Annotated in this window: 12 protein-coding genes; 7 read left to right on the top strand and 5 right to left on the bottom strand. The window is 62.3% G+C overall.

Annotated features, from left to right (window positions below; all coding sequences use genetic code 11):
* Position 1 precedes the first annotated feature (1 nt).
* Genes ACWKXT_RS06760 through ACWKXT_RS06745 form a run of 4 tightly spaced genes read left to right on the top strand, consistent with a single transcriptional unit; the run spans position 2 to position 3,403 of the window.
* A complete protein-coding gene (locus tag ACWKXT_RS06760; protein WP_454532016.1) occupies positions 2–913 on the top strand; it encodes a metal ABC transporter substrate-binding protein in 912 nt (303 codons plus the stop codon).
* A gap of 2 nt (positions 914–915) precedes the next feature.
* Positions 916–1,722 (top strand): iron/manganese ABC transporter ATP-binding protein SitB, encoded by an 807-nt coding sequence (gene sitB / locus ACWKXT_RS06755; protein ID WP_454532015.1) that lies wholly within the window; start codon positions 916–918, stop codon positions 1,720–1,722.
* Complete coding sequence (sitC, locus tag ACWKXT_RS06750) at positions 1,719–2,570, top strand: iron chelate uptake ABC transporter family permease subunit (protein WP_213813025.1); 852 nt, start codon at positions 1,719–1,721, stop codon at positions 2,568–2,570. Before sitB ends, sitC begins: the two co-directional genes overlap by 4 nt.
* Positions 2,564–3,403 (top strand): metal ABC transporter permease, encoded by an 840-nt coding sequence (locus ACWKXT_RS06745; RefSeq protein ID WP_454527934.1) that lies wholly within the window; start codon positions 2,564–2,566, stop codon positions 3,401–3,403. Before sitC ends, ACWKXT_RS06745 begins: the two co-directional genes overlap by 7 nt.
* Here the strand turns inward: ACWKXT_RS06745 and entD are convergent.
* Together entD and ACWKXT_RS06735 are read right to left on the bottom strand one after the other, a co-directional pair.
* Positions 3,339–4,028 (bottom strand): enterobactin synthase subunit EntD, encoded by a 690-nt coding sequence (entD, locus tag ACWKXT_RS06740; RefSeq protein ID WP_454532014.1) that lies wholly within the window; start codon positions 4,026–4,028, stop codon positions 3,339–3,341. The two genes, ACWKXT_RS06745 and entD, sit on opposite strands and share 65 nt — an antisense overlap.
* 61 nt (positions 4,029–4,089) lie before the next feature.
* On the bottom strand, positions 4,090–6,330 hold the full coding sequence (locus tag ACWKXT_RS06735) for a TonB-dependent siderophore receptor (RefSeq protein WP_454532013.1): 2,241 nt from the start codon (positions 6,328–6,330) through the stop codon (positions 4,090–4,092).
* 146 nt (positions 6,331–6,476) lie between these two features.
* Here ACWKXT_RS06735 and fes point away from each other — a divergent pair, with 146 nt between their 5' ends.
* The 3 genes from fes to entF are packed head-to-tail and all read left to right on the top strand — an operon-like array spanning position 6,477 to position 11,753.
* Positions 6,477–7,676, top strand: a complete 1,200-nt coding sequence (gene fes, locus ACWKXT_RS06730) for an enterochelin esterase (protein ID WP_454532012.1) — start codon at positions 6,477–6,479, stop codon at positions 7,674–7,676.
* 10 nt (positions 7,677–7,686) lie between these two features.
* Positions 7,687–7,899: an MbtH family protein gene (locus ACWKXT_RS06725; protein WP_454532011.1), complete on the top strand. Its 213-nt coding sequence runs from the start codon at positions 7,687–7,689 to the stop codon at positions 7,897–7,899.
* Positions 7,896–11,753 (top strand): enterobactin non-ribosomal peptide synthetase EntF, encoded by a 3,858-nt coding sequence (gene entF / locus ACWKXT_RS06720; RefSeq protein ID WP_454532010.1) that lies wholly within the window; start codon positions 7,896–7,898, stop codon positions 11,751–11,753. Before ACWKXT_RS06725 ends, entF begins: the two co-directional genes overlap by 4 nt.
* A 95-nt stretch (positions 11,754–11,848) precedes the next feature.
* Here the strand turns inward: entF and fepC are convergent, their stop codons facing one another.
* Genes fepC through fepD form a run of 3 tightly spaced genes read right to left on the bottom strand, consistent with a single transcriptional unit; the run spans position 11,849 to position 14,639 of the window.
* Positions 11,849–12,649 carry an iron-enterobactin ABC transporter ATP-binding protein gene (fepC, locus tag ACWKXT_RS06715; protein ID WP_454532009.1) on the bottom strand — a complete coding sequence of 267 codons (801 nt, stop codon included), beginning with the start codon at positions 12,647–12,649 and terminating at the stop codon, positions 11,849–11,851.
* Positions 12,646–13,638, bottom strand: a complete 993-nt coding sequence (gene fepG, locus ACWKXT_RS06710) for an iron-enterobactin ABC transporter permease (RefSeq protein WP_454532008.1) — start codon at positions 13,636–13,638, stop codon at positions 12,646–12,648. Before fepG ends, fepC begins: the two co-directional genes overlap by 4 nt.
* The gene (gene fepD, locus ACWKXT_RS06705; protein ID WP_454527926.1) at positions 13,635–14,639 is read right to left on the bottom strand and encodes a Fe(3+)-siderophore ABC transporter permease; all 1,005 of its coding nucleotides are present in this window, start codon (positions 14,637–14,639) and stop codon (positions 13,635–13,637) included. The genes fepG and fepD overlap by 4 nt, the downstream gene beginning before the upstream one ends.
* Positions 14,640–14,730 lie beyond the last annotated feature (91 nt).

Genomic DNA, 14,730 nt, shown 5'->3' with positions numbered 1-14,730 from the left:
GATGCATCCACGGCAAGGATTGAAGCGTCTGTTGCTCGGCGCGCTGCTCATGACCGCGACCACCACGGGCGCGCTGGCGGCTGAAAAGTTTCAGGTCATCACCACCTTTACCGTTATCGCTGATATGGCGAAAAACGTGGCGGGGGATGCCGCAGACGTCACCTCCATCACTAAACCGGGCGCGGAAATCCACGAGTACCAGCCTACGCCGGGTGATATCAAACGCGCGCAGAAGGCGCAGCTGATCCTGGCTAACGGCATGAATCTGGAACTGTGGTTCCAGCGTTTTTATCAGCACCTGAACGGCGTGCCGGAGGTGATTGTCACCAAAGGCATCACCCCGATGGGGATCAGCGAAGGGCCGTATAACGGCAAGCCCAACCCGCACGCGTGGATGTCGCCGGACAACGCCCTGATTTATGTCGATAACATCCGCGACGCGCTGGTGAAGTACGATCCGGCCAACGCCCAGACCTACCAGCGCAACGCGGAAGCCTACAAGCAGACGATCACCGCTACTCTCGAACCGCTGCGTAAGCAGGTCGCGGAAATCCCGGAAGACAAACGCTGGATGGTAACCAGCGAAGGGGCGTTCTCCTATCTGGCGCGGGATTTGGGCCTGAAGGAGCTTTACCTGTGGCCGATCAACGCCGATCAGCAGGGCACGCCCCAGCAGGTGCGCAAGGTTATCGATCTGGTGAAAAAACATCACATTCCGGCGGTGTTTAGCGAAAGCACGGTCTCGGATAAGCCCGCCCGTCAGGTGGCGCGTGAAACCGGCGCCCACTATGGCGGCGTGCTGTACGTCGACTCTCTGAGCGCGGAAAACGGCCCGGTGCCAACCTATATCGATCTGCTGAACGTCACCACCCGCACGCTGGTGCAGGGCATCCGCGACGGGATGAAGGAGTAACCATGCAGAAGGGGATTGTTGTAACCGACGTGACCGTGACCTACCGCAACGGCCACACGGCGCTGCGCGACGCGTCGTTCAGCGTGCCGGGCGGATCGATTGCCGCCCTGGTGGGGGTGAACGGTTCCGGCAAGTCCACGTTGTTCAAGGCGGTGATGGGGTTTGTGCGGGCGGCGAGCGGCACTATCTCCATTCTCGGACTACCGCCTCACCGGGCGCTGCGTCAGAACCTGGTCGCCTACGTGCCGCAGTCGGAAGAGGTCGACTGGTCGTTTCCGGTGCTCGTCGAGGACGTGGTGATGATGGGGCGCTACGGACACATGGGGTTTCTGCGTCGTCCCAAAGAATGCGATAAGCAGATCGTCACCGATGCCCTGAAGCGCGTGGATATGCTCGGGCTGCGCCATCGGCAGATTGGCGAACTGTCCGGCGGGCAGAAGAAGCGCGTGTTTCTGGCGCGGGCGATTGCCCAGCAGGGCGAAGTGATCCTGCTCGACGAGCCGTTTACCGGCGTGGACGTCAAAACCGAAGCCAGGATCATCAGCTTGCTGCGGGAGCTGCGCGACGAGGGTAAAACCATGCTGGTCTCGACGCACAATCTGGGCTCGGTCACGGAATTCTGCGATTACACGGTGATGGTCAAAGGCACCGTGCTGGCGAGCGGCCCGACGGAAACCACCTTCACCGCCGAAAATCTTGAGCACGCCTTCAGCGGCGTGCTGCGCCACGTGGTGCTCAGCGGTTCGGAAGATCGCATTATTACCGACGACGAGCGCCCCTTCGTGACGCACCGACAGGAGGCCAAATGAACGCGCTTCTCGAACCCTTCGGCTACGAGTACATGCTCAACGCGATGTGGGTCTCGGCGATGGTAGGCGGGCTGTGCGCGTTTCTCTCCTGCTATCTGATGCTCAAAGGCTGGTCGCTGATCGGCGATGCGCTGTCGCACTCCATCGTGCCAGGCGTGGCGGGTGCTTACATGCTCGGGCTGCCGTTCTCGCTGGGGGCGTTTTTATCGGGCGGGCTGGCGGCGGGCAGCATGCTGTTTCTCAACCAGCGCAGCCGTCTGAAGGAGGACGCCATTATCGGGCTGATCTTCTCCTCGTTTTTCGGGCTGGGGCTGTTTATGGTCTCGCTCAACCCGACCTCGGTGAACATTCAGACCATCGTCCTCGGCAATATTCTGGCTATCGCCCCGGAAGATATCGTCCAGCTGGCGATTATCGGCGTGGTGTCGATAGTTATCCTGCTGTTCAAATGGAAAGATCTGATGGTGACCTTTTTTGATGAGAACCACGCCCGCGCCATCGGCCTGCGTCCTGAACGCCTGAAAATTCTCTTCTTCACGCTGCTGGCGGTCTCTACCGTGGCGGCGCTGCAAACCGTCGGCGCATTTCTGGTGATCTGTCTGGTGGTCACGCCCGGCGCGACCGCGTGGCTGCTGACCGACCGTTTCCCGCGCCTGCTGATGATTGCCGTCGCCATTGGCAGCATCACCAGCTTCCTCGGCGCGTGGGCCAGCTATTACCTGGACGGCGCCACCGGCGGCATTATCGTGGTCGCCCAGACGCTGCTGTTCCTGCTGGCGTTCGTCTTTGCGCCGAAGCACGGACTGCTTGCCAGCCGTCGTCGGGCGCGGGAGGCACACCCATGTTGACGCTGCTTCTCGAACCCTTCCAGTTTGCGTTTATGAACAACGCGCTGTTGATTTCACTCCTGGTGGCCGTGCCCTGCGCGCTGCTGTCTGTTTTTCTGGTGCTGAAAGGCTGGGCGCTGATGGGCGACGCCATGAGCCACGCGGTGTTTCCCGGCGTCGTGCTGGCCTGGATGATGGGCCTGCCGCTGGCGCTGGGTGCATTCGTGGCCGGTCTGTTCTGCGCGGTCGCCACCGGATACCTGAAGGATAACAGCCGCATCAAGCAGGATACGGTCATGGGGATCGTCTTTTCCGGCATGTTCGGCGCCGGGCTGATCCTCTATATCGCCGTCAAACCCGAGGTTCATCTCGATCACATTCTGTTCGGCGATATGCTGGGCATTAACGGGATGGACATTCTGCAAAGTGGCATCGTGGCGGGGCTGATTGCGCTGGTGATTGGCCTGAAGTGGCGCGACTTTCTGCTGTTCTGCTTTGACTATCAGCAGGCGCAGGCGAGCGGGCTGCGTACCCGCTGGCTGCACTACGGCTTACTGTGTATGGTCTCGCTGACCATTGTGGCAACGCTGAAAGCGGTGGGGATTATTCTGTCGATTTCCCTGCTGATTGCGCCCGGCGCGGTGGCGGTGCTGATTACCCGACGCTTTCACATGGCGCTGCTGGTGGCGGTCGCCGTTTCAGCCCTCGTGTCGGTAAGCGGCGTGTATGCCTCGTTTTATCTCGACAGCGCGCCCGCGCCGACCATTGTGGTGCTGTTCGCAGTGGTGTTTATCGTGACGTTTGGGGTGACCAGCGTGAAGGCCCGTCGGCAGGAGGGTGCGACAGCAGGGTGATCGCCTGCTCGCCGTGCTGCAGCCAGTGCAGGGTGAAGGCAGTGCCTTCGTTAAAGCCAGCCTGTTGACGGGTCAATGCCAGCGTAATCGTCTGTGCGTCGAGCACCGTTACGCGGGCGCTGTCAAAACCCATGTAAGCCTGCACCTGTGGAAAGAGGGCCTTGAACAGGCTCTCTTTGGCGCTGAACGCCAGCGTCAGGGCGAGGGCGAACGGGTATCCAGAGCGGGAAAGCGTACGCTCTTCCTGCTCATCAATAATGCCCTCTTTGATTTCTCTGGCTTCATTTTCAGGCAGGACCGCTTCGCAATCGATGCCGATAAGCGCCGGGTATTGCGTGACGACGGCCATCGCCTGCGTGCCGCTGTGGGTGATGCTGCCGGAAACGCCCTTCGGCCAGAGCGGTTCCCCGCTGGGGCCGATGGCGGGAACAGTACGATCGTTTAATGCGTGCGCGGCGGCGATGCGGCCTGCGAGGTGGTCGGCCTTGCGTTTGCGTCCTGCGTCAGCGAGCTGTGCGTGGTGGGGGAGCCAGAGGAGATCGGCGTCGGTAAAGGTGGCGGGGTCGAAAGTGATGCGGTGGAGGGTGTGGCCGGCGAGAGAAAATGTGCTGTGGGTGGTGTGCATGGTTTTCCCCTCACCCTGACCCTCTCCCCAGAGGGGAGAGGGAAGGATTGACTTCAGTGCCTTAAAAACGCGTATTCACGCTCATGTACCAGGTGCGACCCGGTTCATTATACGTATACGCACCCGCACCGTACATATACGCACCGGTGGTGGCATTTCCGGTCGTCTGGGCATTACCCGCGCGCCACTGGCGCTTGTCGAAGACGTTGTCCACGCCGCCGGTCAGGCTGACGTTTTTGGTCACGTCCCAGGTCGCGCTCAGGCCAACGATGCTGTACGGGCTGACTTCGTCTTTCTCAGACCCGGTCACCGGCTGACCTTTGTAGTTGTACTTCTTCGGCTGCTGCTTGCCGTGCCAGGTGAAGGTCGACTGCAATGAGACATCCTGACGTACCTGCCAGCTCAGGGTGGAGTTCAGCGTGTACTCCGGGATGATCGACAGACGATCGCCGGTCTCCTTGTTCTTGCTTTGCAGCATATAGGTGATGTTGTTGGTCCAGTTGATAGTGTCGCTGACCGGCACGTTCAGGGAGCCTTCCAGACCTTCAACCACCGCCTTCGGCACGTTTTCCCACTGGTAGATATCGGTGGTGACTTTGCCAGTGGACGTCTGGCCAATCGGCGCGTAGCCCGCTTCAATCTTGTTGCGGTAGTCGTTGCGGAACCAGGTCACGCCCGCCAGCCAGCCGTCGCGTTTCCACTCCAGTCCGATCTCTTTGTTGATGCTGGTTTCCGCTTTCAGATCGTCGTTACCCATCATGTAGCAGCCCACGCCGTCGGAACTGGCGTAGCAGCCCTGGCCTTTGCTGTACAGCAGGTAGTTCGGGTTGGTCTGATACAGGCTTGGCGCTTTATAGGCGCGCGCGATGCCCATCTTCAGGGTGAAGTCATCCCCCAGACCTTGCGACAGGTTCAGGGACGGGCTCCAGTTATTGCCGACAATAGTGTGGTGATCGAAGCGCAGGGCAGGGGTCAGCATGGTGCTGTCGGTCAGCTCCATGTTGTTTTCGGCGAACAGGGAGAAGATTTCCGCTGAGGTGTACGGGCTACGGTCTTCGCTCATGCCCGGAATGGTGCCCCCCTGTTGGGTTTGCGTGAAGGAGGTGGAATCCTTCATCCGCTGCTGGTTCCACTCGGTGCCGAGCGTCAGGTTCTGGTTCACAATGAAATCAATCGGCAGGTTGATTTCGCTGTGCAGCATCACGTCGGCCAGGTCGGTATCGGTGAATTTATTGCTGTTGAACAGGCCTTCCAGACCGCCCGCCAGCCCTTCGCCCAGGCGGGAGTTGCGGGTGTGCTCGTACTGCGCCCAGTTGCTGGTGGTGATGCCGTTATCCCAGCCGCCGTTCCAGGTCACGGCGAAGTTCTGACGATAGATACGGTTAGTCTCTTTACCGTAGTTCTTCTTCACCAGCGCGTTGTCGTTGTTGGTGTTCTGCGTGTCACCCGCATACAGGTTGTTCTGGCGGCTGTAGCCCGCCTCAAACTCCAGGGACTGCATCGGCGCGAAGTCCCAGCGCACCACGCCGTTGATGTCTTTGTTTTCCACACCCTCACGGCCCGCAGGCAGGGTGTTGGCGTAGGCACCGGTACGGTCAGACTGATGGCCCTGGTTAATGTCCCAGGCGTCGGCCTGAGTTTTATCCAGGTTACCGTACATGCGGAAGCTGAAATCCCCGCCCAGCGGGCCGCTCAGGCTGAAGTTAGTGCGCCTGGTGGAACCTTCGTCTTTATGCTCTGGCGCATTCAGGTAGGTGTTCCAGGAGCCGTGCCACTGGTCGTCAAATTTTTTGGTGATGATGTTCACCACGCCGCCCGCCGCACCATTACCGTAGCGGGCAGCAGCCGGGCCACGGATCACTTCGATGCGCTCGATCATCTCCGGCGGGACCCAGCCGGTATCGCCGCGGGTATCACGCTCGCCGCGCCAGCCCAGACGGATGGAGTTGCGGCTGGTGACAGGCTTGCCGTCGATCAGGATCAGGGTGTTTTCCGGGCCCATGCCGCGAATGTCAATCTGACGGTTATTCCCGCGCTGGCCGCTGGTGGAGTTGCCGGTCAGGTTAACGCCCGGCATGGTGCGGATGATTTCCGCCACGTCGCGCGCGGGCGGGTTTTTGCGGATCTCGTCGGCGGTGATGGTCGACACGCCCGGCGCCTGCAAATTCTGCTCGGCTGCGGTGATCACCATGGTGTCTTCATGCTGCGCGGAGGCGGTGTTGTCGTCTGCCATGACGGGCAGCGCGACACCATAAATCCCTAAATTGACCAGCAAGGCCAGAGAGTGAATCTTCTTATTCATTGTACGTCCCGCTTTTATGGTTATTTAATGAGCGCGCTTCCCACAGCGCGGGCATTACGCTATTGCAAATGCAAATAGTTATCAATAATATTATCAATAAAATTTGCTCTGAAACAAAAAAGACTGTTAAACATGGGGTTATAAGGGTGACGGCGTTAACAACCGGAAGTGAAGCGTGGTGGCAGGCGAAAGACGGGCCGGAACGGGAACGTCATCAGGAAAACTATCGCGTGACATTCTGGTGGCGGGACCCGGCGGGAACGCAGAAAATGTCGACGGTTAAACGCGTCTGGCTCTACGTCACCGGCGTGACCGATCACCATCAGAATGCCCGTCCGCAGTCCCTTGAACGTATCCCGGATACCGACGTCTGGCAGTGGCAGGGCGAGTTCAGCCCGGAATGGCGCGGCAGCTATTGTTTTATCCCCTCCAACAATGAAAACGATTTTGCCAGCGCAGTGTTTGAAGGCGATCAGCCGGACCGCATGGCGCTGCGCGAAGGCTGGCGCAAACTGTTGCCGCACGCGGTGTCCGACCCGCTGAATGCCCAGAGCTGGCGCGGCGGGCGCGGGCACGCCGTCTCGGCGCTGGAGATGCCGGAGGCGCCCGTACAGCCCGGCTGGAACCATCCCGATACCCCTTACAAAAAGCCTGTCTGCATTGAGTGGCACAGCGCGCGTCTGAAGAACCGTCGCCGCGTGTGGGTTTTTACCACCGGGGATGAAAGCCCCGAGCGCCCGCTGGCGGTGCTGCTCGACGGGCAGTTCTGGGCCGAAAGCATGCCCGTCTGGCCTGCGCTGGCGTCGCTCACCCATGAAGGCAAACTGCCGCCTGCGGTCTATGTCTTAATCGACGTGATTGACACCGCACACCGCAGCCGCGAGCTGCCGTGTAACCCTGATTTCTGGCTGGCGGTGCAGGACGAACTTCTCCCGCTGGTGAAAAGCATTGCCCCGTTCAGCGACCGCGCCGACCATACCGTGGTGGCGGGCCAGAGCTTCGGCGGACTCTCTTCGCTATACGCTGGCCTCAACTGGCCGCAGCGTTTTGGCTGCATCCTCAGCCAGTCCGGATCCTACTGGTGGCCGCACCGCGGCGCGCAGCAGGACGGGCTGCTCATCGAACAACTCAAAGCGGGTGACAAAACCGCTCGCGGGCTGCGCATCGTCCTTGAGGCCGGGCGCAACGAGCCGCTTATTTTGCGCGCAAACCAGGCGATCCTCGCCGAACTACACACGCAGCAGCCGGTTTTCTGGCGTCAGGTTGACGGCGGACACGATGCGCTTTGCTGGCGCGGTGGGCTGACGCAGGGGCTGATGACCCTCTGGCAGCCGCTTATTCAATAACGGAGTCTGTATGGAATTCAGCAATCCTTTCGATAATCCGCAGGGACAGTTCGCCATTTTGCAAAATGACCAGGGGCAGTACAGCCTGTGGCCGCAGCAGTGCAAGTTGCCCGCGGGCTGGCGCGTGGTCTGCGAACCGCAATCTCAGGAGGCATGCCAGCAGTGGCTGGCGGAACAGTGGCAGACGCTTGAGCCGTCTTATTTTGCGGGGGAGCGCGCATGAACCGTCTCCCTCTTGTCGCCGCCCAGCCGGGGATCTGGATGGCAGAGCAGCTTTCCTCCCTGCCAAACGCCTGGAGCGTCGCGCACTACACCGAACTGAAAGGCGCTATCGATGCGCCATTGCTGGCAAAAGCCATCGCTGAAGGCATGATGCAGGCCGACACCCTGCGGATGCGTTTTGCCGAAGATAACGGTGAGGTGTGGCAGTGGATCGATGAGGCCATGCTCCTGCCGGAGCCGTCCATCGTGCGCGTTGACTGCCACGACGCCGCCGTGGCGCTGATGGAGGCCGATCTCAACCAGAACCTGCGCGTCGACAGCGGTCAGCCGCTGGCGTTTCACCAGCTGATTCAGGTGGGAGAAAGCCACTGGTACTGGTATCAGCGGTACCATCATCTGGTGGTAGATGGCTTCAGTTTTCCGGCCATTACCCGTCAGATCGCCGCCATTTACGCCGCGTGGAAAAAGGGTGAACCGACGCCTGCCTCCCCATTTACGCCGTTTGCCGAGGTGGTGGAGGAGTATCAGCGCTATCGCGACAGCGAGGCGTATCAGCGCGACGGTGCCTTCTGGGCCGAACAGCGCAAGCAGTTGCCTTCTCCGGTCTCGCTCTCTTCCGCGCCGCTACCGGGACGCGCCGCCACCACCGACATCCTGCGCCTGAAAATTGCGATGGACGGCCGCGCCTTCAGCCAGCTGGCGCAGGCGGCAGGGCAGGCGCAGCGTACCGATCTGGCCCTTGCGCTGGTGGCGCTGTGGCTGGGCCGCCTGACCGGACGGCTGGACTACGCCGCCGGGTTTATCTTTATGCGCCGCATGGGCTCCGCCGCGCTGACCGCGACCGGGCCGGTGCTCAATGTCCTGCCGCTGGCGGTGAATATTAACCCGCAGGAGAGCCTGCCGGCGCTGGCGCTGCGCCTGGCGAACCAGCTGAAAAAGATGCGCCGCCATCAGCGTTACGACGCCGAGCAGATCGTGCGCGACAGCGGACGTGCCGCAGGCGATGAAGCCCTGTTTGGCCCGGTGCTGAACGTCAAGGTGTTCGATTATCAGCTGAATATCGACGGCGTGGAGGCCATGACCCACACGCTGGCAACCGGCCCGGTGAACGATCTGGAGCTGGCGCTGTTCCCGGACGAGCAGGGCGGACTGAGCATTGAGATCCTCGCCAACGGGCAGCGTTACGATGCCGCGACGCTGAAGCGTCACGCGGCGCGCCTGGACGCGATGCTGACGCAGTTTGCCGCCAACCCGAACCTGCGCTGTGGCGACGTGGAAACCGTATCAGAGCAGGAGTACGCCCGGCTGGCGCGCATCAACGATACCGGGCTGGCGCTGCCGTCCACCACGCTGGCGGATCTTGTGGCGGAGCAGGCGAGCAAAACGCCGGACGCCCCCGCGCTGGCGGATGCTCATACTGAACTGAACTACCGCCAGATGCGCGGGCAGGTGGTCGCGCTGGCAAACCTGCTGCGCGCGCGCGGCGTGAAGCCGGGCGACAGCGTGGCGGTGGCGCTCCCGCGCTCGGTGTTCCTGACCCTGGCGCTGCACGGGATTGTTGAAGCAGGCGCCGCCTGGCTGCCGCTGGATACCGGTTACCCGGATGACCGTCTGCGGATGATGCTGGAGGACGCGAAGCCGTCGCTGCTCATTACCACCGACGAGCAGCTTCCGCGCTTTAACGATCTGCCGATCGCCACTTTTAGTTACAACACACTATTACCGGCCACCGATGCTGAACCTCTGCGCCTGGCGACGCCGGAGCAGACCGCGTACATCATCTTTACCTCCGGTTCGACGGGACGTCCGAAAGGGGTGATGGTCGGCCATACCGCCATCGTGAACCGCCTGAAGTGGATGCAGGATCATTATCCGCTGGACGCATCAGACGTGGTGGCGCAGAAAACACCGTGCAGCTTTGACGTGTCGGTGTGGGAGTTCTGGTGGCCGTTTATCGCCGGCGCGAAGCTGGTGATGGCCGAGCCGGACGCGCACCGCGATCCGCAGGCGATGCAGGGCTTCTTCGCAGAATATGGCGTAACCACCACCCACTTCGTGCCGTCGATGCTGGCGGCCTTTGTCGCCTCTCTGACCCCGGAAAACGCTGTGTGCTGCAAAACCCTTAAGCAGGTGTTCTGTAGCGGCGAAGCGCTGCCGACTGCGCTGTGTCGCGAGTGGGAACAGCTCACCCATGCGCCGCTGCACAACCTCTATGGCCCGACCGAAGCGGCGGTGGACGTCAGCTGGTATCCGGCGTACGGCCCCGAGCTGGCGGCGGTGGAAGGCAACAGCGTGCCTATCGGCTTCCCGGTGTGGAATACGGGGCTGCGCATTCTGGACGCGATGATGCGCCCGGTGCCGTTCGGCGTGGCGGGGGATCTCTATCTCACCGGCATTCAGCTGGCGCAGGGGTATCTGGGACGCCCCGACCTTACTGCCAGCCGCTTTATCGCCGACCCGTTTGCCCCCGGCGAGCGAATGTACCGCACCGGGGACGTTGCCCGCTGGCTGGACAACGGCGCGGTGGAATATCTGGGCCGCAGCGACGATCAGCTGAAAATCCGCGGCCAGCGCATCGAGCTGGGCGAAATCGACCGGGCGATGCTCGCGTTGCCGGATGTGGCCCAGGCGGTGGCGCACGCCTGCGTGTTCAACCAGGCGGCTGCCACGGGCGGCGATGCCCGCCAACTGGTGGGATACGTTGTCTCTGAATCCGGCTTACCGCTGGATCGCGACGCGCTGCTTGCATCACTCAAAGCCCAGCTGCCGCCGCATATGGTGCCGGTGGTGCTGCTGCAAATCAGCGCGCTGCCGTTAAGCGCCAACGGCAAACTGGATCGCAAGGCGCTGCCGCTGCCGGAGCTGACCAGCAAAACTTCCGGTCGCGCGCCCGAGACGCAAACCGAAGTCACCGTGGCGCAGGCGTTTTCTACCCTGCTGGGCTGCGTGGTGAACGATATCGAGGCCGATTTCTTTGCCCTCGGCGGCCACTCGCTGCTGGCGATGCGCCTTGCGGCTCAGCTCAGCCGTGCGTTCAGCCGCAAGGTCACGCCGGGGCAGATTATGGTCGCCTCGACGGTGAGCAAGCTTAGCGCCCTGCTGGACTCGCAGATGAGCGACGAGCAGGCGCAGCGTCTGGGGTATGAAACCGTTCTCCCGCTGCGTGAAAGCAACGGCCCCACGCTGTTCTGCTTCCATCCGGCGTCCGGCTTTGCCTGGCAGTTTAGCGTCCTGGCGCGCTACCTCAGCCCGCGCTGGTCAATCATCGGCATTCAGTCTCCCCGACCTGAGGGGCCGATGCAGCAGTGTGCGGATCTCGATGCGGTGATCGAGCATCATCTGAAGACGTTGCGTAAGCAGCAGCCGCAGGGGCCGTATTATCTGTTCGGCTATTCCCTCGGCGGCACGCTGGCGCAGGGTATTGCGGCGCGCCTGCGCGAGCAGGGTGAAGCGGTGGCGTTCCTCGGCCTGCTGGATACCTGGCCGCCGGAAACCCAGAACTGGTCGGAGAAAGAGGCCAACGGCCTCGATCCGGAGGTGCTGGCGGAGATCGAGCGGGAACGTCAGGCGTTTATTGCCGCCCAGCAGGGGCAGGGCTCCAGCGAGTTGTTTAACGCCATTGAAGGCAACTATGCGGACGCGGTGCGGCTGCTCACCACGGCGCACAGCGCGCGGTTTGACGGTAAAGCGACGCTGTTTGTTGCCGAGCGAACGCGAACCCTGGATCCGCAGGCCGCGTGGGCGCCGTGGGTGGGTGAGCTGGAGGTGTACAGCCAGGACTGCGCCCACGTGGATATTATTTCACCGCAGGCGTTTGAAAAGATTGGGCCGATGTTGAGGGAGATTTTGGGGTAACGTTAACAGCCCCTCACCCCAGCCCTCTCCCCAAAGGGGAGAGGGTGTAATCGTCCCCCTCTCCCCTTTGGGGAGAGGGTCAGGGTGAGGGGACATCAGACCGCACGCTTGCCTAACGGCACCACCAGCGGCGTGCCCGCCACCGGATCGTCAATAATCATGCAGCGCATGCCGTAGATCCGCGCGATAAACTCCGGCGTCACAATCTCTTTCGGCGCGCCCTGCGCCACAATCTCGCCGTCGCGCAAGGCAATCAGATGCGTCGCGTAGCGGCACGCCTGGTTTAAGTCGTGCAGCACCGCCGCCAGGGTATACCCCTGTGTGCGGTTCAGCTCGCTCAGCAACTCCAGCAGGTCAATCTGATGGCTGATATCGAGCCAGGTCGTCGGCTCGTCCAGCAGCATGATCGAGGTTTCCTGCGCCAGCACCATCGCGATCCACGCGCGCTGGCGCTGTCCGCCGGAGAGCGTATCGACGCTTTGCCGGGCGAGATCGGTAATGCCCGTCGCCTGCATCGCACGCTTCACGGCCTCGTCGTCCTCTTTGCGCCAGCGGGTAAACAGCGGCTGGTGCGGGTAGCGCCCGCGCGAGACCAGCTCCTGCACGGTAATATCCCCCGGCGTGGTGGCGTTTTGCGCCAGCAGACCAATTCGGCGCGCCACTTCTTTGCTGGCGAAGCGCTGGATCTGCTCCCCGTCGAGGAACACGCTGCCCTCAACCGGCGTCATCAGGCGGCTCAGCGTGCGCAGCAGTGTCGATTTGCCGCAGCCGTTTGGCCCGATAATCGCGGTGAAGTGGCCGTCCGGAATGGCGACGGATAAGTCACGGGCAATGATTTTTTTGCCGTAGCCAAGGGTGAGGTTTTCGCCGCGCAAGCGGGTGGTTGAATCTGTCATTTCTTGCGTGACTCCTGAACGAGCAAGACGATGAGGTAAATCCCGCCGAGGCTGACGGTCACTACGCCCACAGGCAGTTGATAAGGCATAAACAGCCGCTGGGCGCAGAGATCGGCGGCCAGCAGTAACAGCGCGCCGCACAGCGCCGCCTGAGTTAATCCCCAGCGCGCGGTGCCGCTAAGGCGTCGGGTAATATGCGGGGCCACGAGGGCAATAAACGAGATTGGCCCGGCGATAGCGGTAGAGGCAGCGGTCAGCAGTACGGCGACCAGCATCAGCAGCAGGCGCGAGCGCTCTACGCTCACGCCCAGCGCGCAGGCGCTGTCGTCGCCCATCTCCAGCAGGCGCATGCGCCGCACCAGCAGCAGCGCGCCGATAAACATCAGCACTATCAGCGGTGCTGCGGGCCAGGTTTTGCCCCACGTCAGGCCGTTGAGGGAACCGGAGTACCACAGCCCGGCGGAGAGCGCAGTTTCCAGCGACGCCTGCAACAAAAGCCAGGTATTAAAGGCCATCAACATGGCGCGGATGCCGATGCCGATGATGATCAGGCGGAAGGTGTCGATGCCGTTGCGCCAGGCCAGCGCCCAGATAAGCAGCGAGGTCAGAATGCCGCCTGCCATCGCCGTAAAGGTAATGGCCGTCAGATGCTGCCCGAACAGCACCATCGCTACCAGCACGCCGCTCCACGCGCCGGTATTCAGGCCCATCACGTCCGGGCTGCCCAGCGGGTTGCGCATCAGCGACTGGAATATCGCACCGCTCACCCCGAGCGCCGCGCCGACCAGAATCGCCATCGCCACGCGTGGCAGTCGCCACTCCGTCACCACCATGGTGATGTTGCGCGGCGCGCTGCCGAGCAGGGCGTTAAACACCTGAGAAAAATCGAGCGTCACCGCGCCGCTGCGCAGGCTCCAGACCGCCAGCAGCAGACTGGCGACGACCAGCAGGGCGACGCTGGTGACTAAACGGCGGGATGGAGCCATCATGCGCCACCTCCCGCCCTGCGTCGTACCAGGAAGATCAGCACCGGCGCGCCGATAAAGGCGCTGACCACCGAGACGCGCAGTTCACCCGGCACCAGCAGGCGGCCCAGTACGTCGGCAAACAGCAGCAGGGCAGGGGTCGCCAGCAGCGTGACCGGCAGCGACCAGCGGTGATCCGCCCCCACCAGCCAGCGCGCCATGTGCGGCATCATCAGGCCGATAAAGGCAATCGGCCCGACTACGGCAGTCGCGCTGCCGCACAGCACGGTGATGACAAGCAGGCCCGTCAGCTGCGTGCGCGCCACGCGGTTGCCGAGGGCGGTCGCGGTGTCGCTGCCGAGGCTCAGGCTGTTGAGCGCCCGGCTTAAACACAGCGCCACCGCGGCAGCAACGCTCGCCGGGATCACCACCACTTTTAAGGTATCAAGGGTACGGATATCCAGCGAACCGGCCTGCCAGAAGCGCAGCTGGTCATACACGTCCGGGTTGAGCAGGGCGATGCCGTTGGACAAGCCTTCCAGCACCGCCGCGAGCGCCACGCCCGCCAGGGTTAAGCGTACCGGGCTGAGCTGTCCACCGCCCTGGCTGCCGGTAAACGCCACCACCAGCGAGGCGGCCAGCGCGCCGCAGAAGGCCATCGCCAGCTGTTCAGAGGGCGACGTCAACCCGAACAGCGCCGCGCCGAGCACGATGGCAAAACTGGCACCGCTGTTCACGCCGAGAATGCCGGGGTCCGCCAGCGGGTTACGGGTGAGGGTTTGCATCAGGGCACCGGCAAGGCCGAGCGCGCCACCGGCCAGCAGTCCGGCAAGGGTGCGGGGCAGGCGGGCGTCGAGCACGATGGTGCAGTCGGCGCTCTGACAGGTGCCGGAGAGCGCATCAACGATAACGGACGCGGGCAGCGGCTTCGCGCCAACCAGCAAACTGAGTGCAATCGCAAGGATCAACAGCAGCAATAAAACGGGCACGGCTACGGCGCGCACCGCGGAAGAGGAAAACGACATAGCAACGTCCATGATGTGATAATGATAGTAATTATCGTTATCTATCTTATTTGGCTATGTTAGCATGTGCGCCCATGGAAATGGTAGACCG

The organism is Enterobacter sp. UPMP701 (assembly GCF_053709515.1).
Note: the sequence above shows the minus strand (reverse complement) of the source record. Positions and strands in the feature narration are given on the sequence as shown.

Excerpts from the sequence above, each read along its gene's own strand:
- ACWKXT_RS06760 (WP_454532016.1), top strand. The coding sequence starts at position 2 with ATGCATCCACGGCAAGGATTGAAGCGTCTGTTGCTCGGCGCGCTGCTC.
- sitB (WP_454532015.1), top strand. The coding sequence starts at position 916 with ATGCAGAAGGGGATTGTTGTAACCGACGTGACCGTGACCTACCGCAAC.
- sitC (WP_213813025.1), top strand. The coding sequence starts at position 1,719 with ATGAACGCGCTTCTCGAACCCTTCGGCTACGAGTACATGCTCAACGCG.
- ACWKXT_RS06745 (WP_454527934.1), top strand. The coding sequence starts at position 2,564 with ATGTTGACGCTGCTTCTCGAACCCTTCCAGTTTGCGTTTATGAACAAC.
- entD (WP_454532014.1), bottom strand. The coding sequence starts at position 4,028 with ATGCACACCACCCACAGCACATTTTCTCTCGCCGGCCACACCCTCCAC.
- ACWKXT_RS06735 (WP_454532013.1), bottom strand. The coding sequence starts at position 6,330 with ATGAATAAGAAGATTCACTCTCTGGCCTTGCTGGTCAATTTAGGGATT.
- ACWKXT_RS06725 (WP_454532011.1), top strand. The coding sequence starts at position 7,687 with ATGGAATTCAGCAATCCTTTCGATAATCCGCAGGGACAGTTCGCCATT.
- entF (WP_454532010.1), top strand. The coding sequence starts at position 7,896 with ATGAACCGTCTCCCTCTTGTCGCCGCCCAGCCGGGGATCTGGATGGCA.
- fepC (WP_454532009.1), bottom strand. The coding sequence starts at position 12,649 with ATGACAGATTCAACCACCCGCTTGCGCGGCGAAAACCTCACCCTTGGC.
- fepG (WP_454532008.1), bottom strand. The coding sequence starts at position 13,638 with ATGATGGCTCCATCCCGCCGTTTAGTCACCAGCGTCGCCCTGCTGGTC.
- fepD (WP_454527926.1), bottom strand. The coding sequence starts at position 14,639 with ATGTCGTTTTCCTCTTCCGCGGTGCGCGCCGTAGCCGTGCCCGTTTTA.